Origin of the sequence: Sphingomonas sp. (genome assembly GCF_035998645.1) — a bacterium.
Taxonomy (GTDB): Bacteria; Pseudomonadota; Alphaproteobacteria; order Sphingomonadales; family Sphingomonadaceae; genus Sphingomonas.
The window spans coordinates 676,130-699,738 of record NZ_DASYHL010000005.1 but is presented as its reverse complement, the minus strand read 5'-3'; the positions used below and the strand labels follow the sequence as shown (position 1 = coordinate 699,738).

The 23,609-nt window shown below is 66.2% G+C and carries 16 protein-coding genes, 2 tRNA genes and 1 pseudogene; 12 read left to right on the top strand and 7 right to left on the bottom strand.

The window, feature by feature from the left end:
• Nucleotides 1–13: 13 nt before the first annotated feature.
• A complete protein-coding gene (locus VGN66_RS17015; RefSeq protein ID WP_327519972.1) occupies nt 14–232 on the bottom strand; it encodes a hypothetical protein in 219 nt (72 codons plus the stop codon).
• Nucleotides 233–450: 218 nt separating this feature from the next.
• On the opposite strand from VGN66_RS17015, the gene VGN66_RS17010 reads away from it, so the two are divergent.
• The 4 genes from VGN66_RS17010 to VGN66_RS16995 all read left to right on the top strand — a co-directional run bounded on the left by VGN66_RS17010 (nt 451) and on the right by VGN66_RS16995 (nt 3,499).
• On the top strand, nt 451–2,331 hold the full coding sequence (locus VGN66_RS17010) for a potassium transporter Kup (protein WP_327520293.1): 1,881 nt from the start codon (nt 451–453) through the stop codon (nt 2,329–2,331).
• On the top strand, nt 2,328–2,855 hold the full coding sequence (locus VGN66_RS17005; RefSeq protein ID WP_327519971.1) for a 2'-5' RNA ligase family protein: 528 nt from the start codon (nt 2,328–2,330) through the stop codon (nt 2,853–2,855). The genes VGN66_RS17010 and VGN66_RS17005 overlap by 4 nt, the downstream gene beginning before the upstream one ends.
• A 68-nt stretch (nt 2,856–2,923) precedes the next feature.
• Nucleotides 2,924–3,000 (top strand) — tRNA-Met (locus VGN66_RS17000).
• Between the two features lie 265 nt (nt 3,001–3,265).
• Nucleotides 3,266–3,499, top strand: coding sequence for a hypothetical protein (locus VGN66_RS16995; RefSeq protein ID WP_327519970.1), 234 nt, complete (start codon nt 3,266–3,268; stop codon nt 3,497–3,499).
• 33 nt (nt 3,500–3,532) lie between these two features.
• On the opposite strand, the pseudogene VGN66_RS18740 reads toward VGN66_RS16995, so the two are convergent.
• The 4 genes and pseudogenes from VGN66_RS18740 to VGN66_RS16975 form a co-directional block, all read right to left on the bottom strand.
• A pseudogene (locus tag VGN66_RS18740) lies at nt 3,533–4,588 on the bottom strand (recombinase family protein); the annotation flags it as partial.
• 93 nt (nt 4,589–4,681) lie between these two features.
• Nucleotides 4,682–5,377, bottom strand: a complete 696-nt coding sequence (locus tag VGN66_RS16985; protein ID WP_327519968.1) for a DNA methyltransferase — start codon at nt 5,375–5,377, stop codon at nt 4,682–4,684.
• Nucleotides 5,374–6,984 (bottom strand): TonB-dependent receptor domain-containing protein, encoded by a 1,611-nt coding sequence (locus VGN66_RS16980; protein WP_327519967.1) that lies wholly within the window; start codon nt 6,982–6,984, stop codon nt 5,374–5,376. Before VGN66_RS16980 ends, VGN66_RS16985 begins: the two co-directional genes overlap by 4 nt.
• Entirely contained in the window at nt 6,981–7,622 is a 642-nt protein-coding gene (locus VGN66_RS16975; protein WP_327519966.1) for a TonB-dependent receptor plug domain-containing protein, read from the bottom strand. Before VGN66_RS16975 ends, VGN66_RS16980 begins: the two co-directional genes overlap by 4 nt.
• Nucleotides 7,623–8,029: 407 nt before the next feature.
• Between VGN66_RS16975 and VGN66_RS16970 the strand changes: the two genes are divergently transcribed.
• Nucleotides 8,030–10,771 carry a PAS domain-containing methyl-accepting chemotaxis protein gene (locus VGN66_RS16970; protein ID WP_327519965.1) on the top strand — a complete coding sequence of 914 codons (2,742 nt, stop codon included), beginning with the start codon at nt 8,030–8,032 and terminating at the stop codon, nt 10,769–10,771.
• Between the two features lie 26 nt (nt 10,772–10,797).
• Entirely contained in the window at nt 10,798–12,246 is a 1,449-nt protein-coding gene (locus VGN66_RS16965) for a chemotaxis protein CheW (RefSeq protein WP_327519964.1), read from the top strand.
• A gap of 6 nt (nt 12,247–12,252) precedes the next feature.
• Here the strand turns inward: VGN66_RS16965 and VGN66_RS16960 are convergent, their stop codons facing one another.
• Nucleotides 12,253–12,726 (bottom strand): Lrp/AsnC family transcriptional regulator, encoded by a 474-nt coding sequence (locus VGN66_RS16960; RefSeq protein WP_224920283.1) that lies wholly within the window; start codon nt 12,724–12,726, stop codon nt 12,253–12,255.
• A 94-nt stretch (nt 12,727–12,820) separates the two neighbouring features.
• Between VGN66_RS16960 and putA the strand changes: the two genes are divergently transcribed.
• Both putA and VGN66_RS16950 read left to right on the top strand, forming a co-directional pair.
• Nucleotides 12,821–16,420: a trifunctional transcriptional regulator/proline dehydrogenase/L-glutamate gamma-semialdehyde dehydrogenase gene (putA, locus tag VGN66_RS16955; RefSeq protein WP_327519963.1), complete on the top strand. Its 3,600-nt coding sequence runs from the start codon at nt 12,821–12,823 to the stop codon at nt 16,418–16,420.
• A gap of 104 nt (nt 16,421–16,524) precedes the next feature.
• Complete coding sequence (locus tag VGN66_RS16950; protein ID WP_327519962.1) at nt 16,525–17,742, top strand: NAD(P)/FAD-dependent oxidoreductase; 1,218 nt, start codon at nt 16,525–16,527, stop codon at nt 17,740–17,742.
• 8 nt (nt 17,743–17,750) lie between these two features.
• Here the strand turns inward: VGN66_RS16950 and VGN66_RS16945 are convergent.
• A tRNA-Cys gene (locus tag VGN66_RS16945) sits at nt 17,751–17,824 on the bottom strand.
• A 164-nt stretch (nt 17,825–17,988) separates the two neighbouring features.
• Between VGN66_RS16945 and VGN66_RS16940 the strand changes: the two genes are divergently transcribed.
• The 4 genes from VGN66_RS16940 (at nt 17,989) to VGN66_RS16925 (ending at nt 23,492) form a co-directional block, all read left to right on the top strand.
• Entirely contained in the window at nt 17,989–18,651 is a 663-nt protein-coding gene (locus VGN66_RS16940) for a protein-L-isoaspartate O-methyltransferase (RefSeq protein WP_327519961.1), read from the top strand.
• 14 nt (nt 18,652–18,665) lie between these two features.
• Nucleotides 18,666–20,168 carry a TolC family outer membrane protein gene (locus VGN66_RS16935; protein ID WP_327520292.1) on the top strand — a complete coding sequence of 501 codons (1,503 nt, stop codon included), beginning with the start codon at nt 18,666–18,668 and terminating at the stop codon, nt 20,166–20,168.
• A 67-nt stretch (nt 20,169–20,235) separates the two neighbouring features.
• Nucleotides 20,236–20,772, top strand: a complete 537-nt coding sequence (locus VGN66_RS16930; protein WP_327519960.1) for a DUF2497 domain-containing protein — start codon at nt 20,236–20,238, stop codon at nt 20,770–20,772.
• Nucleotides 20,773–20,810: 38 nt separating this feature from the next.
• Nucleotides 20,811–23,492 carry a valine--tRNA ligase gene (locus VGN66_RS16925; protein WP_327519959.1) on the top strand — a complete coding sequence of 894 codons (2,682 nt, stop codon included), beginning with the start codon at nt 20,811–20,813 and terminating at the stop codon, nt 23,490–23,492.
• The last annotated feature ends 117 nt before the right edge of the window (nt 23,493–23,609 follow it).

Here is a 23,609-nt window from a genome sequence, read left to right as displayed (position 1 = left end):
AATGGCGCTTAGCCTAAAATGCGTTCAGCCATGTGGCGGGAATGTCAGCGGCAGCCAGGAAGGACAAAGCCGATAAAAGGCCCCAGTTGGTTGCAAAGATCCAGAAAAACACGGGCTGATCGCGGCGTTTCGGGTTGATCGAGGACCATCTGTGGCCCTCCCCAGTTCGGATCGCGTCGATAAAGACCCAGAGAAACACAAGCGCGGGAAGAAAGAACAGGGCCTGCGTCACAGGGCGGTTCTCGCCACCCGTCTCGCTTCTGCAAGTGGCGGTCAGGCTGGGCAAGGCCCGCAACCCGTTGCCGCGCCATGCTGCACGTGCTAACCGCCCGCGCTGTTTCAACGGACAGGCAACGGTCGCATGACCTCTCGCTCCCTCGCCACGGCACGCAAGTTTCTCCCGTGAGCGAGCCCAACGGAAGCCCCGCACCGGCGGCCGACTCGAACCCCATCGACCAGCATCAGACGCATGGCCGCGAGGCCGCGCTGTGGAAGCTCGCGGTCGGTGCGATCGGTATCGTGTTCGGCGACATCGGCACCAGCCCGCTCTACGCGTTCAAGGAAACCTTTGCGGGGCATCATCCCCTCGCGCTGGACCAGGAACACATCATGGGCGTCATCAGCCTGATGTTCTGGTCGATGATGGCGGTGGTGACGCTTAAGTATGTCAGCGTCATCATGCGCGCCGACAACAAGGGAGAGGGCGGCAGCCTCGCGCTGCTGGCGTTGATCAATCGATCGAGCGGGCAGAAGAAATGGACCGCCGGGATTGTCCTGCTCGGCGTATTCGCGACCGCGCTGTTCTATGGCGATTCGATGATCACCCCCGCGGTGTCGGTGTTATCAGCGGTTGAAGGAATCGCGGTCGCCGCGCCGACTTTCTCGGGCTGGATCCTGCCGATCGCGGTGGCGATCCTAGTCGCGCTGTTCTCGATCCAGCGGACCGGCACGGCGCGGGTCGGGGCGATGTTCGGCCCGATCATGCTTGGCTATTTCGCGACGATCGCGACGCTGGGTACGCTCAGCGTGATCAAGACGCCCGAAGTGCTGTGGGCGCTGCTGCCCAGCTATGCGGTGCATTTCTTCGTCATCGACGGCTTTGCCGCGTTCCTCGCGCTCGGATCGGTGGTTCTCGCCGTGACCGGCGCGGAGGCACTCTATGCCGATATGGGCCATTTCGGGCGGCGTCCGATCCGCGTGTCGTGGCTGTGGTTCGTGCTGCCGGCGCTGATGCTCAACTATATGGGGCAGGGCGCGCTGCTGATGCGCGACGCGAGCGCGTTGCAGAGCCCGTTCTACATGCTTGCGCCGGAATATCTGCGCCTGCCGCTGGTCGGCATTGCGACGATGGCTGCGATCATCGCGTCGCAGGCGGTGATCACTGGTGCCTTCTCCGTCACGCAGCAGGGTATCCAGCTCGGCTTTATCCCGCGCCTGCGGATCAGCCATACCAGCGCGGATACGGCGGGGCAGATCTACATCCCGCTGATCAACTGGGCGCTGATGATCGCGATCATTCTGCTCGTGCTGACCTTCCAGACCTCGTCCAACCTCACCGCCGCTTATGGTATCGCGGTGACCGGGGCGATGCTGATCGACAACTTCCTGATCGCGGTCGTGCTGTTCGGGCTGTGGAAGTGGAAGAAGCGCTATGCGGTGCCGCTGCTCGCGCTCTTCTTCGTCGTCGATCTTGCCTATTTCACGGCGAACATGACCAAGGTGCCCGATGGCGGCTGGTTCCCGCTGCTGGTTGGCGTGGTGATCTTCACGCTGCTGACCACCTGGGCCAAGGGCCGTCGCCTGATGGTCGAGCGGATGCGTGAGGCGGCGATGCCGATCAAGGTGTTCATCCAGTCCGCCGCCAGCTCGGCGACGCGGGTCAAGGGTACTGCGGTGTTCATGACCTCGACGCCCGAGGGCGTGCCCCACGCGCTGCTCCACAATCTCAAGCACAACAAGGTGCTGCACGAGCGGGTGGTGCTGCTGACCGTCAAGATCGCCGACCAGCCCTATGTCGACGACAAGGACCGCGTCACGCTGGACGATCTGGGGCAGGGGTTCCACCGCATGAAGATCCTCTACGGCTTCATGCAGGAGGCGGATGTGCCTGCCGCGCTGCAATCGTGCAGCACCTGCGGCGGCGCGTTCAACATGATGGACACCAGCTTCTTCCTGTCGCGCCAGACGTTGTTGCCGTCGGAATCGCCGGGGATGCGGATCTGGCGCGAGAAGCTGTTCGCGTGGATGCTGCGCAACGCCGAAAGCGCGATGGAGTTCTTCCGCCTGCCCACCAACCGTGTGGTCGAGCTGGGGAGCCAGGTCGAGATTTGAGTGAGGGTGGCCTGAAGGCGACTCCCGCCCCGATCATCGTCTCCGCGCTGTTCGGGCGGCAGGATCAGGCCGGGTTCGATGCGTTGCGGCGGGAGCATTTCCCGCCCGAGCGCAATGTCCTGCCCGCGCATCTGACGCTGTTCCATCACTTGCCGCCGTCGGCGCTGGATGAGCTCAAGCACCGCCTCAACGCCGCCACCCGTGGCGTGCGTGCGCCGACCGCGCGGGCGGTGGGGTTCATGTCGCTGGGCCGGGGCGTCGCGGTGAAGATCGAATCGCCCGGACTGACCGCGATCCGCCGCGATCTGAGCGAAGCCTTTGCCGGCCTGCTGACCCCGCAGGATGCGGGTGGCTGGCGCCCGCATGTGACGATCCAGAACAAGGTCGCGCCGTCGATGGCCAGGCTGTTGCTGGGCGCGCTGAGCAAGGATTTCCGCGCGCGTGAGGTCGAGATCGCGGGTCTCGCGGCTTACTATTACCGTGGCGGCCCCTGGGAGCAGATTTCGCGTCACATGTTCGCTTGACCGCGTCGGAATCGCTGCCTATGTGCGCCCCTCGCCCGCGCCGGACCGGCGGCGGGCCGCCTTGGTAGGGCGGAGTAGCTCAGTTGGTTAGAGCACGGGAATCATAATCCTGGGGTCGGGGGTTCAAGTCCCTCCTCCGCTACCACTTGGACAGTCCGGTTTTGTGGCGCGGGGATCGTTTCTCCGGCTGCGATGGCTAGGACGGTGTTCAGGCTTCCGGTCACTTCGATGCGGGCGCGGTCGGGGGAGGCCGGGTCATCGGTTACGTTGACGCTTTCAATCAGGCTTCGGATGATCGGGAGGAAGCGCTTCGCGCGGTCGCCGGTTACGATCGCGGCGCCGAGCATCTTCACGCGGCGACGGTATGAGTCTACGATATGGGGGTGGAGCACGATTGTGGGCAGCGCGGCGTGTTCGGCGAGCTGTGCCTGGGCGATGGCGAGCAGCTCTTTGCGCTGGGCGATCGCATCCTTGACCTCATCGAAGCCAGCGCCAGCGGCGAGGGCATCGACCAGGCGCTGGATTTCCGCCTTCAGCTCTTCGACGCGAGCTTCGGCCTGGCGCAGGCCGGCGGCCATCTGATGGCGATGCGATGCGCGGCGATCGTGATAGGCTTTGACGGCCGCGCTTACCGCGTCGGGTGACAGCAGCTTTTCCTGCAGTCCGCCAAAGACGCGCGCTTCGAGTGCGGCAGTGCCGATCCGGCGTGCATTTTCACAGGTGCCCGATTCGCGGTGGCGCGCGCACGCCCAGCGATCTTTGCTGACTACGGTATAGCTGGCGCCGCAGGATCCGCAGCGGACCAGCCCCGACAGCAGATGGCGGGGCCGCACCTGTTTCTGAAATGGGGTTGCCGCGCGCGCGTCCCGCTGAGCCTGCACGGCTGCCCAGGTGGCGCGATCGACAATGCGCAGATGCTCGACCGCTTCCTCGACCTGCTCCGCCGCATCAGTGACCCGGGAAACACGCTTTCGCGTGTCGGGGTTCTTCTTCATGCGGACGCGGCCGTAGACGATGCGACCATCATAGGCCGGGTTGCCGAGGATCCCGTTCTGGCGACCGCGCGCGCCGACGATCGTGCTGGCGCGCCATTCGGTGCCGCGCGGTGCCGGGATACCTTCGCGGTTGAGCGCATGGGCGATTGCCTTGGGGCCTTCGCCCGCGAGGTACGCGGCGAAGATGCGGCGGATCACTGCGGCTTCGACGATCCGGCGATGGCCGCGCTCGAGCGTGCCGTCGGGCAGCAGAATCGGGGCGGGTTCATAGCCGTAGCACAGACCACCGGGCACGAGCCCGCGCGATACCGCACCCTTCGCGCCGCGTCTGATCTTGTTGCCCAGCTCTTTGACGAAGAGTGCGTTCATCGTGCCGAGCAGCCCGACATGAAGCTCGCCGATTTCCCCCTCACTGACTGTCCGCAGCTCGACGCCGGCGAACTGCAGCCGTTTGAATATGGTCGCGGTGTCGGCCTGGTCGCGGGCGACGCGATCCAGCGCCTCGGCGATTACAATTTCGAAGGCCCCGGCATCAGCCCGCGCGAGCAGGGCGTTGAGGCCGGGGCGTTGGTTGGTGGTGCCGGAGATTGCGAGGTCGGAGTGAACCTCCGCCACATCGTAACCGTGCCGGTCAGCGAAGTCGCGACAGACGCGGGCCTGATCCTCGGCCGAGCGGGCGCTTTGCAGATCGGTTGAGAAGCGGGCGTAGATCGCGGCGCGTGGCCGGGGCGTTGTCATTGATTTGATCCTCGCGCGACTCATCGCGCGCAGCATCCTCGTCCGCGAGGTCTTCGGCAAGCATGGCCGCGAGATCGAGGATAGAGGCGGGGGTCATGCGGCGTCGGCGCGTCCGAGCTCGGCGACTGCAGCGGTGATGCGGGCGACGGCGGTTTCGAAGTGGGCGGGGTTGTGCTCGATCCCGGTGAAGCGCTTGCCAGCGCGGATCGCGGCGACGCCGGTGCTGCCCGTGCCCATGAAGGGATCACAGACGGTTTCCCCGCGCACGTTGGTGAGGATCTTGGTCATCAGGGCGTCGGGCTTGGTGATGGCGTGGCCGAAGCGCGCGGGGCCGCGCGGCGCGCCGATGCGGCTGACCCGCAACAGCTCGGCCATATTGCCCGCCGGGTGATAGCCGCGGTTCCACGCATGGACGTAGAATTCGATTTCGGGCCGGTAGTGCTTGTTCGCGACGGGCTGCGGATTCGGCTTTTGCCAAACGCACACGGCGGTGCGGTGAAAATGACCGTTTAGGCGGGGCAGCAGCGCCGGAAGCTGGTCGTTATGGGAGAAGACGATCGCCCCGCCGCACAGCATGGGATCGATAACGGCCATGTCGAAATCGGCGTGCAGCTGCTCCGCCACGATCTGATCAAAAACCTTGCGCTTCTTGCGGTAGCGTCCGCCGCCGGTCGCGCAGAATTTATAGGGCGGATCGGTCACGTCGGCGTCGTGGAAGCCGAGCGTGGGGCGCAGGGTGTAGGCGTCGCCCAGGTGGAGGGTGGCGGGGCCGATGGTGACGCGGGTCATCGCTTCCCCCGGCGGAATGTGATCGCCATGATGCCGCGATCGTCGCGGGTGAGGGCGACGGTTACCCCGTGCTTTGGGTCGAAGTCGGCGAGGTTGATCGGGCCGGTGTTGCCGGCGTCGCGGGCGGTGCGCAGCAAATCCTCGATCGCGCCTTTGATGCGAATGTCGAAATAGTCGATCGACAGGTTGAACCGGGGGATGAAGGGCGGCGACCAGGATGCACCGATCGTCGTCGTCTGGCCGATTTCGGGGTCGAGATTGGGGTTGCCGCCGCCATAGGTGACGATCTGATAGGTCGTCTTGGTCACGGGATCGGCGATGTTCGACTGGGTGGTCGACCGGGTGTTGAACAATTCGCTCAGGCTGCCCGAACGGATATCGCGCGAGCGCGAGACACGCAGCAGCAGGTGATCATAGACACGGTTGGTGAGGCCGAGCTTCCACGAATTTACGCTGCCGGTGCTGCTATAGTGGCTGTAGCGGCCGGCAGCGCTGAACTCGAGCTTGCTGAAATCCTGATCGAGCAGCGGTAGCGCGACCTCGGCGAAGCCCTCCTTGACGTTGAAGCCGCCATTGATCGCGGAAAAGTTGAACGTCGTGAACCCCTGCGCGGCAGAGATCGGATCAAGCCCGCTCGACCCGATCGATTCCCAGCGCGCCTCGGCGCCGACCGCGATCGACACTGGCCCTGCCCACAGCGAGAACGGGTCGCCGCGCAGGCTGACCGCCGCCGTGTCGAGCTTGGTCGTGTTGCGGACATGTGCAGCCGAAGAGAAGGCGTAAGCGACTGCTGCCGGATCGGCGTTGCCCTCGCCAAAGATGTTGAGCGGGCGGCACGCGGTGGTCGGATCGGTCAGCGCGATGCGACAGATCGGGACGCCGCCAGGGCCGGCCACGACATCGATCGCGCGGTTGAAGTTGGTGGTGACCTTCTGATTGAGATAGCCGCGATCGTCCGAAAGCTGGCCGTGGCCATAATAGGCGCTGTACCGCCACTTGCCGTCGCCGAACGCGCCGTCGATGCCGATCGCGGCGTCGATCGTTTCACGGACATAGCTGAAGGTGCGATAGCCATAGTCCTCGAACACGCGGCCCAGGCGGAAACTCGTCTGGCCAGCCGCGATCATGCGATCGCGTACCGCCTGGGGCAGAAACGGGTTGTCGCGCGACACGGTGATGTTGTCGCGGTTGCTTTCGGCGTAGAAGGGATATTCCGCCCACATCCGCGAATAGCTGCCATCGACCCATAATTTGGCATCGCCCAGCTCGAAACTGGCGCGCGCATACGCGTTGACGCGTTCGTAGGGGGCGGACAGCGCGGTCTCGTCGCGCAGGCTGGTGCCTTCGCCGCCGACCATCACCGCGCTCCCGCGCGGGCTGCCATAGACGAACGGGCGCAGCGTGCCGTTACGCTCGAAGGTCTGGCCGGCGAGGACGCCGGTGGTGATCAGGCCGCCGATGCTGGCGTTGGAATAGTTGACGTCGCGCGCGATGACGAAGGCGTGGGCCGAACCGGTGGGGTTGGTGTACAGCGTGGTGCTGCCAAGGTTGGGCCGGGAATCGCGGTCGAGCACGCCTTCATCGTTGAAATATTGCGCGCCGATCATGAAATGGCCCGCGCCATCGGCAAAGCGGGTGCCGAACGTCGCGTCGACGCCATAGCGGAACAGGTCCGCGCGCGACGAAATCCGCTCTGTGCGCCGACCGTCAGGCCGGTGAGCGATTCGTCCAGCAGGATGTTGACGACGCCGCCGACGGCGCCTGATCCCCATGCCGCCGACGCGCCGCCGGTGACGACCTCGACCCGGCTGATCAACCCTTGCGGGACGGTGTTGAGGTCGCCCGAACCGGTGAAGCGGCGACCATTAAGCAGGGTCAGCGTGCGCGTCGTGCCAAGGCCGCGAAGATCGGCGGGCGACGAGCCGGACGCGGTGCCGGAGAAGTTGGTGACGGGCGTGGTCGACGCCCGGAATTGTGGGAGGTCGTTGAGGACCTGCGCGATGCTCGGGCGGTTACCATGCAGCAGCGCATCGCCGCTCAGCACCGTCGTCGGGGTCGGCGCATCGAACCCGGCGCGGTCAATGCGCGATCCGGTGACGACGATCGTGTCATCGCTGGCCGCTGCCGCTTCGGGCTGCGGATCGGCTTCGCCGCTCGACTGGGCGCGTGCGGGCGCGGTGATGACCGACAATCCGCTCGCTGCCGTGGCGAGCAGGACAAGTTTCTTCAGATTCCCGGTGTTCATGGCGTGACCCCCTTCGCTTGTTGAAAAGCAAGACGGGCGCTGTTCGCATTTGCGAACGCCGGGGCCGAGTGTTTTGGCGGGAGGCTTGGTTGCGCATCATATCGGTCGGGCGGACAGCCATCGTCGATCAACAATGTCTCTTCGGTCTGGCGCGCGATGCTCGAGGGTGCGGCCGCGCGAGGACCTCAGGTCGATTGCCCAAAAGGCACCGCGCGCCTGACCGCCCGCTGCGGGCAGGGGTAAAGTACTGCGATCGTACAGCTTCTGGCGCGTGTGGACTTGACGGTAGCCATGCCGCACCCGGTCAATCATGCGCCGGTGCGGCCCAGATTTTCCCGCCGCCCAACGACCTCTCCGGCCTCTCGCTGCCTACAAGGGGAGGAAACGAGAGGGAAAAAGCCTTGAATATGCCGTTTCAGTTTCCCGAGGCTGGCGACGTCGGGACCTCGACCGAGACGCAACTGGTTCTGACCTTCGACGCGGCGGGGGTGCTCTGCGACGCGCAGGACGCCGGGATCGGCCTGATGATGGGGGACGATGGGGTCCGCTTCGATCAGCTGTTCGGTGCCGCTGGCGCGGCGGCGTGGGAGGCGGTCGCAAGCGGCGCGCGCGCAATGGCCTTTGTCTCATCCACGGTGACCGGCGCAGACGGCACGCCGCTGCGAATCGCCGGGATGCTGTCAGCCCTTCCTGAACCAGCGACCGGGTTCAGCGTCACCGGATCGATGATAACCGAGCATCCCGCCGAATCCTTGCTCCAGCATCGCTTCGCGGCGCTGAACCACGCGCTGGCGATCAGCCAGTACACGCCGGATGGCCAGCTTCGCGATGGCAATGATCGCTTCTTCGGGCTGGTTGCGCGGTCGCGCGACGCGCTGGTCGGCAAGCCGTTCGATGCATTCTGGAACGCAGAGGACCGCGACCCGGCATTCTGGCCGTCGATCGTGCAGGGGCAGCATCGCGAAGTCCTGCGCCGCCATTGCCGCGAAGACGGAAGTTCGGTGTGGCTGCGTGAGGTGTTCGTGCCCACGCTTGGCGACGATGGCGCGCCGATCTCGGTGCTCAGCTATGCGCTCGACGTGACCGCGAACGAGCGCGAGAAGCTCAATGATCGCGGCAAGGTCCATGCGATCGATCGCGGATTCGCGCTGATCGAGTTCGACCTGATGGGCAAGGTCATTTCGGCCAACGACAATTTCCTGACCCTCATGGGGTACACGCGCGACGAGGTGGTCGGGCAGAATCACAGCATGTTCTGTGACAAGGAGTTCGCCACCAGCCCCGCCTATCGCCAGTTCTGGAAGAAGCTGGGACGCGGTGAATTCGACCAAGGCGAATATCGTCGGTTGCGCAAGGGCGGCGGCGATGTGTGGATTCAGGCCAGCTACAACCCGATCCTCGGTCTGGATGGCGAGCCGGAACGCATCATCAAGGTCGCGATGGATGTGACCAGCCAGCGGCTCGACACGCTCGAATTCTCGGGTCGGTCCGCCGCGATCGACCGCGCGTCGGCAGTGATCGAGTTCGATATGTCCGGCAAGGTGCTTGACGCCAACGACAATTTCCTGCGCGTCATGGGATATACGCGCGAGGACATCGTCGGCCAGTCGCACCAGATGTTCTGTGAGCCGGCCTATGTCGCCTCGCCGGAATACTCCGATTTGTGGACCCGGCTGCGCGCCGGGGACTATGTCACCGACACGTTCAAGCGGCTTGGCCGCGGTGAGCGCGAGGTGTGGATCCGGGCGACCTACAACCCGATTCTCGACCTCGATGGCAGGCCGCGCAAGGTGGTCAAGTTCGCCGAGGACATCACCGAGCAGAAGCGCCGCGACGCCGAGTTCGAAGGGCGCGCGCGCGCGATCGATCGTGCCCAGGGCGTGATCGAGTTCGCGATGGACGGCACGATCCTCAATGCCAACGACAATTTCCTGAAGCTGACCGGCTATACGCTGGACGAGATCAAGGATCGCCACCACCGGATCTTCTGTGATCCGGAAACCGCACAGTCGGACGCCTATGGCGCATTCTGGGGCAAGCTTGGGCGCGGCGAATATGACGCGGGCCAGTACAAACGCCTCACCAAGGGCGGTACCGATATCTGGATTCAGGCGACTTATAACCCGATTTTTGGGCTCGACGGCAAGCCGATCAAGGTCGTGAAGTTCGCGCTCGACGTCACCCAGCAGAAGCTGGCCGCGATGGAGTTTCAGGCCAAGGTGGATGCGATGGATCGATCGCAGGCTGTGGTGGAGTTCGATCTGGACGGCAACATTCTGCGCGCCAACGAAAACTTCCTGCGCGTCACCGGATATTCGGGACGCGAGATCATCGGCCAGCATCATTCGACGCTCTGTTCGGCCGATCATATCCGCAGTGTGGACTATCGCGATTTCTGGCTCAGCCTCAATCGCGGCGAGGTGCAGGCCGGGCGGTTCCATCGCGTCGGCAAATATGATCGCGATATCTGGATCTTTGCGACCTATAATCCCGTGTTCGACGGTCGCGGATGCCCGGTACGCGTAATCAAATACGCGACCGACATTACCGAGCGAGTCGAACTGGAGCAGCGGATCAAGGGCTGTTCGTCGGCGATGAGCGCGGAGGTCGAGGCGCTCGCGACATCGATCCGATCGATTGCCGATGCGACCCAGACCGCAACCCGCCTCGCCGAGCGGACGCGCGGCGGTGCGCAGGTGGGCAGCGGATCGCTGACCAATGCGCTCGAGGCGATCCAGCTGATCCAGAAGTCGGCGTCGGGCATTTCGGAGATCGTCGCGACGATCGGCGAACTGGCCGGCCAGACCAATTTGCTGGCATTCAACGCCGAGATCGAGGCGGCGCGGGCTGGCGAAAACGGGATCGGCTTCTCGATCGTGGCTGGCGAAGTGCGCAAGCTCGCCGAGCGCAGCGCGGTCGCGGCGCGCGACATCAGTCGCCTGATCGACGAGAGCCAGCAGCGCATCGCCGCCGGGTCGGAATCGTCGCGCAACGCGAACGATGCCTTCTCCCAGATCGTCGAATCCGTGATCCAGACCGGGGAGTCGATCGACGGGATCGCCAGCCTGACGACGTCGCAAAGCGTAGCGTCGCAGCGGGTGGTCGATCTGATCCGCGAATTGTCCAACGCGACCAGCCGCGCGGCCTGACGATGGCGGCGCGATGGGGCCGGCCCGTGTCCGGGCGCCAGACCGGCAGCGGCCGCGCGCGGTCACGCCCTGCAGGGGTGGTCGCGGGGCCGCATGGCATCGTTGAGATCGGCGGTTTGCTTCACGCCATTCCGCTCGATTTCGTGCGCGAGGTCACGCCGCGACCGCTGGTGCTGCTGCCCTTCCCATCGCCGTGCGCAGATGTGATCGGCGCGATGCAGTTGCGCGGCGCAATCGTTCCGGTGCTCGACGCCGCACAGACGCTGGGGTTGGCGGAGGCGCGACCGGCCGGGCATGTGCTTGTTCTCCGAATGGGGAGCGGGATTGCCGGGATTACTGTCGAGCGGGTCCATGGCGTGTGGTCGATCGAGGCTTCGCAGATCACGCCGTTCGGCAGGTCCAGTACTGACGGCAGCGAACTGGAGACCATCGTCGCGGGCTTCACTTATGGTGATCGGCAGGGTGTGATCCTCGACCCTGCCGCACTGGCGCAACGCCAATCGATCCCTGTGGCCGCCGATCGCGGCGAGACACGGGCGACGGTGACGCGTGGCCACCCCGCGATCCTGTTCCGTGCGGGCGGAATGAAGCTGGGCATCGACGCCCGCGCCGTGGTCGCGACGGTCCCCGACAGCGCAGTCCAGCCCGGACCGCTCGCTGCCTCGCTATGGTACGGTTTCGTCCGCCATGTCGGCAAGCGCGTGCCGTTGCTCGATACGCTGGGCCTGTTGGGCGTTGGCGCCTATCCGCGCGATGCCCGGGCGGGATCGATCATCCTGAGGCTCGACACCGGCGGGGCGGTCGCGCTGCGCATCGACGCGGTTGAGGATATGGTCCGGCTCGACGATGCGGCGGTCGGCCCGATGGGGGCGATGACCGGGATGAACCGCGAGCTCTTTCGGGGGCTCTACAAGGGCGATGGCGAGAGCCTGATCCTCGACGCGGCGGCGCTGCAGGCTGACCCCCGACTGATCGAGGTCGGCAAGCTCGAAACGACGCACGATACCGCCGGGACGATCGGCGAGGGCGGCCCGCGCAAGCCGTATCTGAAGTTCGTGCTGTCGGACCGGGTGTTTGCCGCGCCGCTCGAACAGGTCGAGGAGATTATCCGTACTCCCGACCGGCTGGTGCGGACGGAGGATGCGGGTGACGGCATTCTTGGCCTGATCGCGCACCGTGGTGGCGCTGTTCCGCTGCTCGACATCCGCGACCGGCTAGGCCTGATCGGAGCGGGCGAGGGCGGCTTCGCGATCCTGACCATGCAGCACGGGGCCATGGCGGCGATCCTGGTCGATCGGCTCGATTCGGTCGAGCGCCTGCCGATGCAGTCGCTGAGCGCCAAGCCGCCGGGCGAAGAACTTGACCTGCTGCGGAACACCATCGTTACCGGTGGGGCCGCGTGTCCGGTACTGGACCTGCGCGCGATGGCGGCACACGGCGCGGCGCGCGTGAGTGCCGGCCCGATCGCCGCCTGACCGGGGCTATCCCCCGGCGTCCCGGATGGTCTCCATCGCGACAAAGGTGGATGTGCTCGCGACATGGGGGAGGCTGGAGATGCGCTCGCCCAGCACTTCGCGATAGCGGCGGATGTCGGCGGTGCGGACCTTGAGCAGATAGTCGAAGCTGCTGGCGATCATGTGGCATTCCTCGACCTCCGGGATTTTGAGGACGGCCTGGCGGAACGCCTCCAGCGCATCCTCGCGCGTGTCGGACAGCTTGACCTCGGTGAAGGCGATATGGTCGAGGCCGAGGCGGGCGGGGTCCACGATCGCGCGGAAGCCGCGGATGACGCCGCTGGCGAGCAGGCGTTTGACCCGTACCTGGCAGGGCGTTTTCGAGAGGCCGACGCGGGCGGCGAGATCGGTGATCGAGATGCGGCCATCGACGCGGAGGATTTCGACGATCTTGCGGTCAAACGGGTCGAGATCGCTGTGTTCGAGGGTGTGGGCGCGCATTTCGTCTGCCAATCCGTCAAAATGAAGGCAAAGCGCAAAGCATGGCGCGTCTCAAAAGTCCATCTGCCGCGCCGGTATTTGGTAGGATGGCGGGATGACCCAGCCATTCGCCGACTTCGCCCCGCCCGTTCGCCCTGCCACCCCACTGCGCGCCGCGATCACCGCCGCCTATCGCCGCCCGGAGCCCGAATGCCTTGCTTCGCTGATCGAAGCGGCGACGGTGCCGAGCGATGTGCGCGCGGCGGCGCGGGCGACCGCGACCGGGCTGATCACCGCGCTGCGCGCCAAGCATAAGGGCACCGGGGTCGAGGGGCTGGTGCAGGAATATGCGCTGTCGAGTCAGGAGGGCGTGGCGCTGATGTGCCTGGCCGAGGCGTTGCTGCGCATCCCCGATGCGGCGACGCGCAACGCGCTGATCCGCGACAAGATTTCGGACGGGGACTGGAAGTCGCACATTGGCGATGGCCGCTCGCTGTTCGTCAATGCCGCGACCTGGGGGCTGGTGGTTACCGGCAAGCTGACTGGTAGCGTCAATGATGCGGGGCTGGCCGCTGCACTGACCCGCCTGATCGCGCGCGCGGGCGAGCCGGTGATCCGGCGCGGCGTCGACATGGCGATGCGGATGATGGGCGAGCAGTTCGTGACCGGCGAGACGATCGCCGAGGCGCTGAAGCGCGCCCGCCCGCTGGAGGCGCGCGGGTTCCAGTACAGCTATGACATGCTGGGCGAAGCGGCGACGACGATGGCCGATGCCGACCGCTATTTTCGCGATTACGAGACTGCGGTGAACGCGATCGGCGCAGCGTCGGCGGGACGTGGCGTGGTCGGCGGGCCGGGCATCTCGATCAAGCTGTCGGCGCTGCACCCCCGCTATGCCCGTGCGCAGGCCGGGCGGGTGATGGCGGAGTTGCTGCCGCGGGTGAAGGCGCTGGCGGTGTTGGCGAAGTCGCATGACATCGGGTTCAATATCGATGCCGAAGAGGCCGACCGGCTGGAGCTGTCGCTCGACCTGCTCGAAAGCCTCGCGCTCGACCCCGATCTGGCCGGCTGGGACGGCCTTGGCTTCGTCGTGCAGGCTTATGGCAAGCGCTGCCCGTTTGTGATCGACTGGATCATCGACCTGGCCCAGCGTGCGGGGCGGCGGATCATGGTGCGGCTCGTCAAGGGCGCGTACTGGGATGCGGAGATCAAGCGCGCGCAGGTCGATGGTCTGGCCGATTTCCCGGTCTACACGCGCAAGGTGCATACCGATGTCGCGTATATCGCCTGTGCGCGGAAGCTGCTGGCAGCCAAGCACCACGTTTTCCCGCAATTCGCGACGCATAATGCGCAGTCGCTGGCGACGATCTATCAGCTCGCGGGGCCGGACTTTGCGATTGGCGATTACGAGTTCCAGTGCCTGCATGGCATGGGCGAGCCGCTGTATGACGAGGTGGTAGGTAGCGATAAGCTGAACCGGCCGTGCCGTATCTATGCGCCGGTGGGGACGCACGAGACGTTGCTGGCCTATCTCGTCCGCCGCCTGCTCGAGAACGGCGCGAATTCGAGCTTCGTCAACCGCATCGCCAATCCCGAAGTGTCGATCGCTGAGCTGGTGACCGACCCGGTCGAGGTGGTGACCGCGATGGATGTGCCGGGGAGCAAGCACCCGATCATCGCGCTGCCCCGTGATCTGTATGGCGCGCGGGTCAATTCGGCGGGGATCGACCTGTCGGACGAGACTGCGCTGGCCGCGCTCGGCGATGCGTTGCGGGAGAGCGCGGAGATTGGCTGGCTCGCCCAGCCTGCCAGCGGTGAGGGCAAGTCTCGCCCGGTGGCGAACCCGGCTGACGCGCTCGATATCGTCGGGACGGTGGTCGAAATGGATGAAGCCGCCGCTGCCCGCGCGGTCGAAACCGCTGTTGCCGCCGTCGCAAGTTGGGCCGCCGTGCCGGTCGCCGAGCGCGCCGCCTGCCTCGATCGTGCGGCGGACCTGATGGACTCGCGGATGCAGTTGCTGGTGGGGCTGATCATGCGTGAGGCGGGCAAGTCTGCGCCCAATGCGATTGCCGAGGTGCGTGAGGCCGTGGATTTCCTGCGCTATTATGCGCAGCAGGCGCGCGCGACGCTGGGTGCCGCGCACGTGCCGCTGGGGCCGGTGACGTGCATCAGCCCGTGGAACTTCCCGCTGGCGATCTTCATCGGTCAGGTTGCGGCGGCGCTGGTGACGGGCAACCCGGTGCTCGCGAAACCTGCGGAGGAAACCCCGCTGATTGCCGCGCAGGGTATTGCATTGCTCCATGCGGCGGGGGTTCCGGCTGATGTGGTGCAGCTGGTTCCCGGCGATGGTCAGATCGGCGCGGCGCTGGTTGGCGCGGCGGGCACGCAGGGGGTGATGTTCACCGGTTCGACCGAGGTCGCGCGGATCATCCAGCGGCAGCTTGCCAAACGCCTTGCCAACGACGGCACGCCGATCCCGTTCATCGCCGAAACCGGCGGGCAGAATGCGATGATCGTCGACAGCTCGGCGCTGGCCGAACAGGTCGTCGCCGACGTCATCGCGTCGGCGTTCGACAGCGCGGGTCAGCGCTGTTCGGCGCTGCGCGTGCTGTGCCTGCAGGAGGATGTGGCCGACCGCATCCTGACGATGCTGCGCGGCGCGCTGCATGAGCTGACGATTGGCCGCACCGACCGGCTGTCGACCGATATCGGCCCGGTGATCAGCGTTGAGGCGCAGATCAACATCAACAGCCATATCGAGAAGATGCGCCGGTTGGGTCGCCGCGTTGAACAGATCGAACTGGCGGGTGAGACGGGGCAGGGGACGTTCGTGCCCCCGACGATCATCGAAATCGATGCGCTCGCCGATCTGCAGCGCGAGGTGTTCGGCCCGGTGCTGCACGTGATGCGCTATCAGCGGCGCGACCTTGACCGCGTGATCGATGCGATCAACGCCACCGGCTATGGCCTTACGTTCGGCCTGCACACGCGACTGGACGAGACGGTCGAACACGTCACGCAGCGGGTCGAGGCGGGCAATCTCTACATCAACCGCAACATTATCGGCGCAGTCGTGGGCGTGCAGCCGTTCGGCGGGCGCGGTCTGTCGGGCACCGGGCCCAAGGCGGGCGGGCCGCTCTATCTCGGGCGGCTGGTCAAGGCGGCGACGGTGCCGGCGGACCTCGCCTCGGCAGCATCTGATCCGGCGCTGCGCGATTTTGCACTGTGGCTCGGTGAGGGCGGCGATTCCGCGCGCGATGCGGGCGAGGCGTCGCTGCTCGGAGCGCAGCTCGAACTGCCCGGCCCGGTGGGCGAAACCAACCTCTACACCATCCACCCGCGCGGGCGGGTGCTGCTGCTGGCACAGACGCGTGAGGGGCTGATCGCTCAGCTGTGCGCGGTGCTGGCGACGGGCAACCGTGCGGTGATTAGCAACGCGGCGCTGCGCGCGGAGCTGAACGGTGCGCCTGAGCGTGTCCTGCAGCTGATCGACTGGGTGGCGGACTGGCGCTCGGCGGGACCCTATAGCGGGGCGCTGATCGAGGGTGATGCGACGGCCCGGCTGGCCGCGTTGGCCGACATCGCCGACCTGCCCGGCCCGATCGTGCTGGCGCAAGCCGGGACGCCGCGATTGGACTGGCTGGTTGAGGAAGTCTCGACCTCGATCAACACCACCGCGGCGGGCGGCAATGCGAGCCTGATGGCGATGGCCTAACGCGGCGCAGTTGTCGTCAAGCGCGGCTTTTTCTCGCCACAGCCGCTTTGTGTTGGCCATCGCTGCGCTCGCTGCTAGCCGAGCCCAAAATACGGGAGCGACTTATGCAGTTCGATATCGTGATCGTGGGCGCAGGGCATGGCGGGGCACAGGCGGCGATCGCGCTGCGCCAGGCCAAGTTCGAGGGGACGATCGCGATCATCGGCGACGAGCCCGAGCTGCCCTATGAACGCCCGCCGCTGTCGAAGGAGTATTTTTCGGGGGAGAAGGCGTTCGAGCGCATCCTGATCCGCCCCGCCGCCTTCTGGGCCGAACGCAAGGTCGAGATGCTGCTGAACCGGCGCGTGGTTGCGGTCGATCCGGTCGCGCACAGCGTGACCACCGCCGATGGCGCGACGATCGGCTATGGTCAGCTGATCTGGGCTACCGGGGGCAGCCCGCGGCGGATCGGTTGCGCGGGCAATGACCTGATCGGCGTCCACACCGTCCGCACCCGCGCCGATGCCGACCGGATGCTCGCCGAGCTGGACGGCGTCGAACAGGCGGTGGTGATCGGCGGCGGCTATATCGGGCTGGAGGCGGCGGCGGTGCTCGCCAAGTTCGGGAAGAAGGTGGTGCTGCTCGAGGCGCTCGACCGCGTGCTGGCGCGCGTCGCGGGTGAACCGCTGTCGCGCTTCTACGAGGCAGAGCATCGCGCGCATGGCGTCGATGTGCGGCTGGGGGCGGCGGTCGACTGTATCGAGGGTGATGACCGGGTGAGCGGCGTGCGGATGCAGGACGGCACGGTGATCCCGGCGCAGATGGTGATCGTCGGCATTGGCATCGTGCCCGCCGTCGAGCCGCTGATCGCGGCGGGCGCGGAGGGCGGCAATGGCGTCGCGGTCGACCATCAGTGCCGCACGTCGCTGCCCGATGTGTTCGCGATCGGCGACTGTGCGCTGCATGCCAACCACTTCGCCGACGACATGCCGATCCGGCTCGAATCGGTGCAGAACGCCAATGATCAGGCGACGTTGGTCGCAAAGACGATCATGGGGCAGGAACTGGCCTATGACGCGGTCCCGTGGTTCTGGTCGAACCAATATGACCTCAAGCTCCAGACCGTCGGGCTGTCGACCGGTCACGACGCGGCGATCCTGCGTGGCGATCCGGCCAATCGCAGCTTTTCGGTCGTCTATCTGAAAGAGGGCCGGGTAATCGCGCTCGATTGCGTCAACGCGACCAAGGATTTCGTGCAGGGGCGCAAGCTGGTGGTCGAGCGGCTGTCGCCCGACCCGGCAGCGCTCGCCGATGCGAGCGTGCCGCTCAAAGAACTTGCCTGAAGAAAGGCTGGAGGCCCGAGCCGGAATCGAACCGGCGTGCAAGGATTTGCAGTCCTCTGCGTAACCACTCCGCCATCGGGCCTCGACAGCGAGGGCGCGATGTGCGCGGGGGCGGGCGTCATGTCAACCGCTGTTGCGAATTTTGCGCCTGACCTTGCTTGGCGTGGAGCGCGGCACGCGATACAAGCGCGCGAGCGAACAAGTGTATTGCATGACTATAACAGTTGTGCGAACAGGGCTGGAGCGATGATGACGACGACCACCGAACCCTTGGGCCATCAGGCCGCCCGCGCTGCGATGGTGGCGAGCCAGCTGCGTACCAGCGGCGTCAGCGATTCCCGTGTCGTCGCGGCGATGGCCGGGGTGGCACGCGAGGATTTCCTGCCCGAATCGCAGCGGACCTTCGCCTATCGTGACCGCTCGCTGCCGCTGGGCAATGGTCGGATGCAGAACCCGCCACTCGCCACCGGCCTGCTGCTGACCGAAGCGCGGATCGAGGCGGGGGAGAAGATCCTGATGATCGGCGCAGCGGGCGGTTATGCCGCCGCGATCGCGGCGCAGCTCGGCGCCAGCGTGACGATGGTCGAGCAGGATACCGAGCTTGCCGCGCTCGCCCGCACTGCCCTTCGCAATGGCGTGACGCTGGTCGAGGGGCCGCTGCCCGCCGGTGCTCCTGATGGTGCGCCGTATGACGTGTTGCTGATCGATGGTGCTGTCGAGGAAATCCCGGACGCGCTCGCGGCCCAGCTGCGTGATGGCGGCCGCGTCGTCACCGGCCTGATCGATCGTGGCGTCACCCGCATCGCATCCGGCGTGCGCACCGGATCGGGCGTCGGCCTCGCCAGCATCGTCGATAGTGAATGTGCCCCCTTGCCCGGCTTCGCAAAGCCGCGCGGGTTCCAGTTCTGAGGAAAGCGAACGTGATGCGATTGAGCCTGATCCTTGCCGGCGTGAGCGCTGTCGGCCTGACGCTTCCCGCGCTGGCGCAAACCACGCCGCCGGCGGGGCAGGCGCCAGTCGCCCGGCCGAACGAGACGCTGCGCGAGGCGATGGTCAAGGCGTATCGCACCAACCCCGACCTGACCGCCGAGCGCGCCAATCTGCGCGCGACGGATGAGAATGTGCCGATCGCCCGCTCGCGCGGCCTGCCGGGCGTGTCGTCGACCGGCGCCTATAGCGAAAGCCTGTCGAACACCGATTCGAGTGTGACGTCGGTCCCGCGTCAGGGCTCGCTCGGCCTTGATCTGAGCGTCCCGGTCTTCTCGGGCGGCTCGGTCCGCAATTCGGTGCGTGCCGCCGAAACCCGCGTGGAAGCAGGTCGCGCCGGGCTACGCAGCGTCGAATCCGCGCTCTTCACCGATGTCGTCGCCGTCTACATGGACGTGATCCGCGACGAGGCGACGGTGCGGCTCAACCAGCAGAATGTCCGCGCACTCGACGTCAATCTTCAGGCGACGCGCGACCGGTTTGAGGTCGGTGACCTGACCCGCACCGACGTCGCCCAATCCGAAGCACGGCTCGCGCTTGCCCAGAGCCAGCTGCAGGGTGCCGAAGCGCGACTGATCTCCAGCCGCGAGAATTATATCCGCATCGTCGGTACCGCGCCGGGCGTGCTCGCACAGCCGCCGGCACTGCCGGGCCTGCCTGCCAATCCGGATCAGGCGGTCGAGGTCGCGCTGGCCGACAACCCCGCGCTCGAAGGTGCGCGCAAGGCGCGTGAGGCGAGCGGCTATGACGTTCGCGTCGCGCGTGCCGGCCGCCTGCCGACGGTGAGCGTCGGCGTGGGTGGCGATTATTACAACCGCTTCGGATCGGTCCCCGGGCCCGGCCGTACCGCCGGCCTTCAGAATGACGGCTTTGCGACCTCGGCAGGCGTCAGCCTGAGCCTGCCGCTGTTCCAGGGCGGTCGCCCTGCAGCGCAGGTCCGCCAGGCGCAGGCGCGCGAATCGGCGTCGATCGAGCAGGTCACTGCGACCGAGCGCGGCGTGATCGCGCAGGCGCGTTCGGCCTATGCGGTCTATCAGTCGGCGCTGCGCGTGATCGAGAGCAGCCGCGTCGCGGTGCAGGCGAACCAGCTGAGCCTCGAGGGCGTCCGCGCCGAGAACAGCGTCGGCACGCGCACCATCCTCGACATCCTCAACGCCGAACAGGAACTGCTCAACAGCCAGGTCCAGCTCGTGACGGCCGAGCGCGACGCCTATGTCGCTGGCTTTGCGGTGCTGGCGGCGATGGGGCGTGCGGAGGCATCGGATCTGGGGCTCGACGGCGGGCCGCTCTATGATCCGGTCGCGAATTACGATCGCGTGCGGGGCAGCCTGTCCGACTGGCGCGACAATCCAGCACCCGAAGCCGAAGCGACGCGGACGGTCAACACGCCGGCGCAAACCCCCAATGTCGTCGGCCCGGTCGATCCGCAGCCACGCTGAACGGTTGACAGGACCACTGTAAATCTCACAGGTGGCGGCGTCTGCGATTCCTGGTTAAGGAATGACTATGGGGGACGTGAGCAACGAGCCGTCGATGGAGGATATTCTCTCTTCCATCAAACGCATCATCGCCGAAGAGGGCGATGCAGCGGCCGCGAATCGTCCGCGTCGTCCGGCGCGTGCGGCTGCGACTGCTGCGGTTCCCTCCGACGACGACGAGATTCTCGAGCTGAACGAACCTGCTCCGAGCGAGGCGCTGCGACCCGAGCCGCGGCGCGCGCCGCAGCCGGTCCAGCGCGAAACACCGCGAGTCGATCTGCGCGATGTGACCCCGGAAGCCGTGCCGCAGCCGGCTCCTGCCGATTCGATCCTGTCGCAGACCACTGCCGAGGCGACCCGTGGCCCGCTCGAGGCGCTGTCGCGCATGGTGGTGAAGCCTGAGGCAGCTCCGGCCGCGCCGCCGGTCGGCGAAACCTCGCTGGAAGGCATGGTGCGCGAGATGATCCGCCCGATGCTGCGCGACTGGCTCGACGCCAATCTGCCGCGCATGGTCGAGGAAATGGTTCAGCGTGAGATTTCGCGGATCGCTGCAGGGCGGGACTGAGTCTTGCCTAAGCCGTCCCGCCCGTTAGAGGGCGGGGCATGAGCGAACTTCCAAAGACCTTCGACCCCGCCGAGATCGAGCAGCGCTGGTACGCGCATTGGGAAAGCAACGGGCTGTTCCGGCCCGAGCGTCCGGGCGCGCAGCCCTGGACCATCGTCAACCCGCCACCGAACGTGACGGGTTCGCTGCATATCGGCCATGCGCTCGACAATACGCTGCAGGATATCCTCGTCCGCCATGCGCGGCTGAAGGGCATGGACGCGCGCTGGGTGGTCGGGATGGACCATGCCGGCATCGCGACTCAGATGGTGGTCGAACGCCAGCTCAACGCGCGCCAGCAGAAGCGCACCGACTTCACCCGCGAGGAATTCATCGCGAAGGTGTGGGAGTGGAAGGCGGAGAGCGGCGGCGCGATCACCGGCCAGCTGCGTCGCCTCGGCTGTTCGATGGACTGGTCCGACGAACGCTTCACGATGGACGAGGGCTTTTCGAAGGCCGTGCTCAAGGTCTTTGTCGAGCTGCACAAGCAGGGGCTGCTCTACCGCGACAAGCGTCTGGTGAACTGGGATCCGGGCCTTGGCACCGCGATCAGCGACCTTGAGGTCGAGACGCGCGAAGTGAACGGCAAGTTCTGGCACCTACGCTATCCGCTCGCCGATGGCAGCGGCTTCATCCATGTCGCGACGACGCGACCGGAAACGATGCTGGCGGATATGGCGGTCGCGGTGCATCCGACCGATGAGCGCTATGCTGCGCTGGTGGGCAAGCAGGTGCGGCTGCCGATCACCGGTCGCCTGATCCCGATCGTCGCCGACGAACATGCCGATCCTGAACTGGGTTCGGGCGCGGTCAAGATCACGCCGGGGCATGATTTCAACGACTTCGAGGTCGGCCGCCGCGCCGGGATCGAGGCGCGTGACATGCTCAACATGCTCGATGCCAAGGCGATGATTTGCCAGACCTCGGACGGGTTGATCCCGGCCGAGCTGATCGGCCTCGACCGCTTCGATGCGCGTGAGAAGGTCGTGGCGCGGCTGAAGGACGAGGGCTTCCTCCTTCCCTGGACCGACAAGGACGGCACCGAGCACGATGCCGAGCCGCGCAAGATCCAGACGCCGTTCGGCGACCGGTCGGGCGTGGTGATCGAACCGTGGCTGACCGACCAATGGTATGTCGACGCCGCGACGCTGGCGAAGCCCGCGATCGAGGCGGTGCGGTCGGGCGCGACCAAGGTTGTGCCGAAGAGCTGGGAAAAGACGTATTTCAACTGGATGGAGAATATCCAGCCGTGGTGCGTGTCGCGTCAGCTGTGGTGGGGGCATCGGATTCCGGCTTGGTTCGCCGAGGATGGCAGCGTCTATGTCGCTGAAAGCGAAGCGGAAGCTCAGGCCCAGGCGGGTGAGGGCGTTGCCCTGACGCAGGACGAGGATGTCCTCGACACCTGGTTCTCCTCCGCGCTGTGGCCGTTCGCGACGCTGGGCTGGCCCGACGACAGCGACCCGACGCTGGGCGGACGCTACCCCAATGACGTGCTGATTTCCGGGTTCGACATCCTGTTCTTCTGGGATGCGCGGATGATGATGCAGGGGTTGCACTTCATGAAAGAAGTGCCGTTCAAGACCCTGTATCTGCACGGACTTGTCCGCGCCGCCGACGGCGCGAAGATGTCCAAGTCCAAGGGCAATGTCGTCGATCCACTCGGTCTGATCGATCAATATGGCGCGGATGCGCTGCGCTTCTTCATGGCGGCGATGGAGAGCCAGGGCCGTGACGTGAAGATGGATGAAAAGCGGGTCGAGGGGTATCGCAACTTTGCGACCAAGCTGTGGAATGCGGCGCGATTTGCCCAGTCGAACGGGATTCGCGCAAGCGAACATGTCGACGCTCCTCGCGCCACGCTTGCCGTGAACAAGTGGATTGTCGCGGAGACAGTTTCCACGGTGCAGGCGATGGACATCGCCTTTGCCGACCATCGTTTCGATGGCGCGGCGAATACGATCTACCAGTTCACCTGGAGCCGCTTCTGCGACTGGTATCTGGAGCTGATCAAGCCGGTGCTGCAAACCGAAGGCGCTGAGGGTGCCGAGGAGACGCGGCAGGTTGCGGGCTGGGTCCTCGACCAGATCCTGGTGATGCTGCATCCGTTCATGCCCTTCATCACCGAAGAGCTGTGGTCGAAGATGGGCGACCGGCCCGCTTATCCGATCATCACCGCGAAGTGGCCGATGGCGGATGCGCGCGCGCTCGATCCCGAGGCGGCGCAGGAGATCGACTGGCTGATCCGGTTGGTGAGCGAGTTGCGCGCGGCGCGGACCGAGCTGAACGTGCCGCCGGGCGCGCGGCTGGCGCTGCACGTCCGCGATGCGCATGGCGAGACGCTGGAGCGGCTGACGCGCCAGAATGCGGCGCTCGCCCGTCTGGCGCGCGTCGACCGTGCCGCGGGTGAGGCCCCGGCGGGCGGTGCGCTGCAGATCGTGGTGGATGAGGCGACCTATGTCCTTCCGCTCGAAGGCGTGATCGACCTCGACGCCGAACGCGCGCGTCTGACCAAGGCGATCGCGGCGGCGGAGAAGGAACGCGACAGCCTGAATGCGCGCCTATCCAACCCCGCCTTTGCCGAGAAGGCCAAGCCCGAGGCGGTGGAAAAGGCGCGGGCGGACCATGCCGAGAAGTCGGCTGAAGCGGCGCGGTTGGGGGCTGCGCTGGGACGGTTGGGGTAAGCAGCCTCCACCGTCGCCCCGGCCTTGAGCCGGGGCAGGGCTTCTTCCCCGTCTCAAGGCAGCCCAGCCCCGGGTCAAGCCCGGGGCGACGGGGGAGGGGGTGGAGTCCGCCGCTAT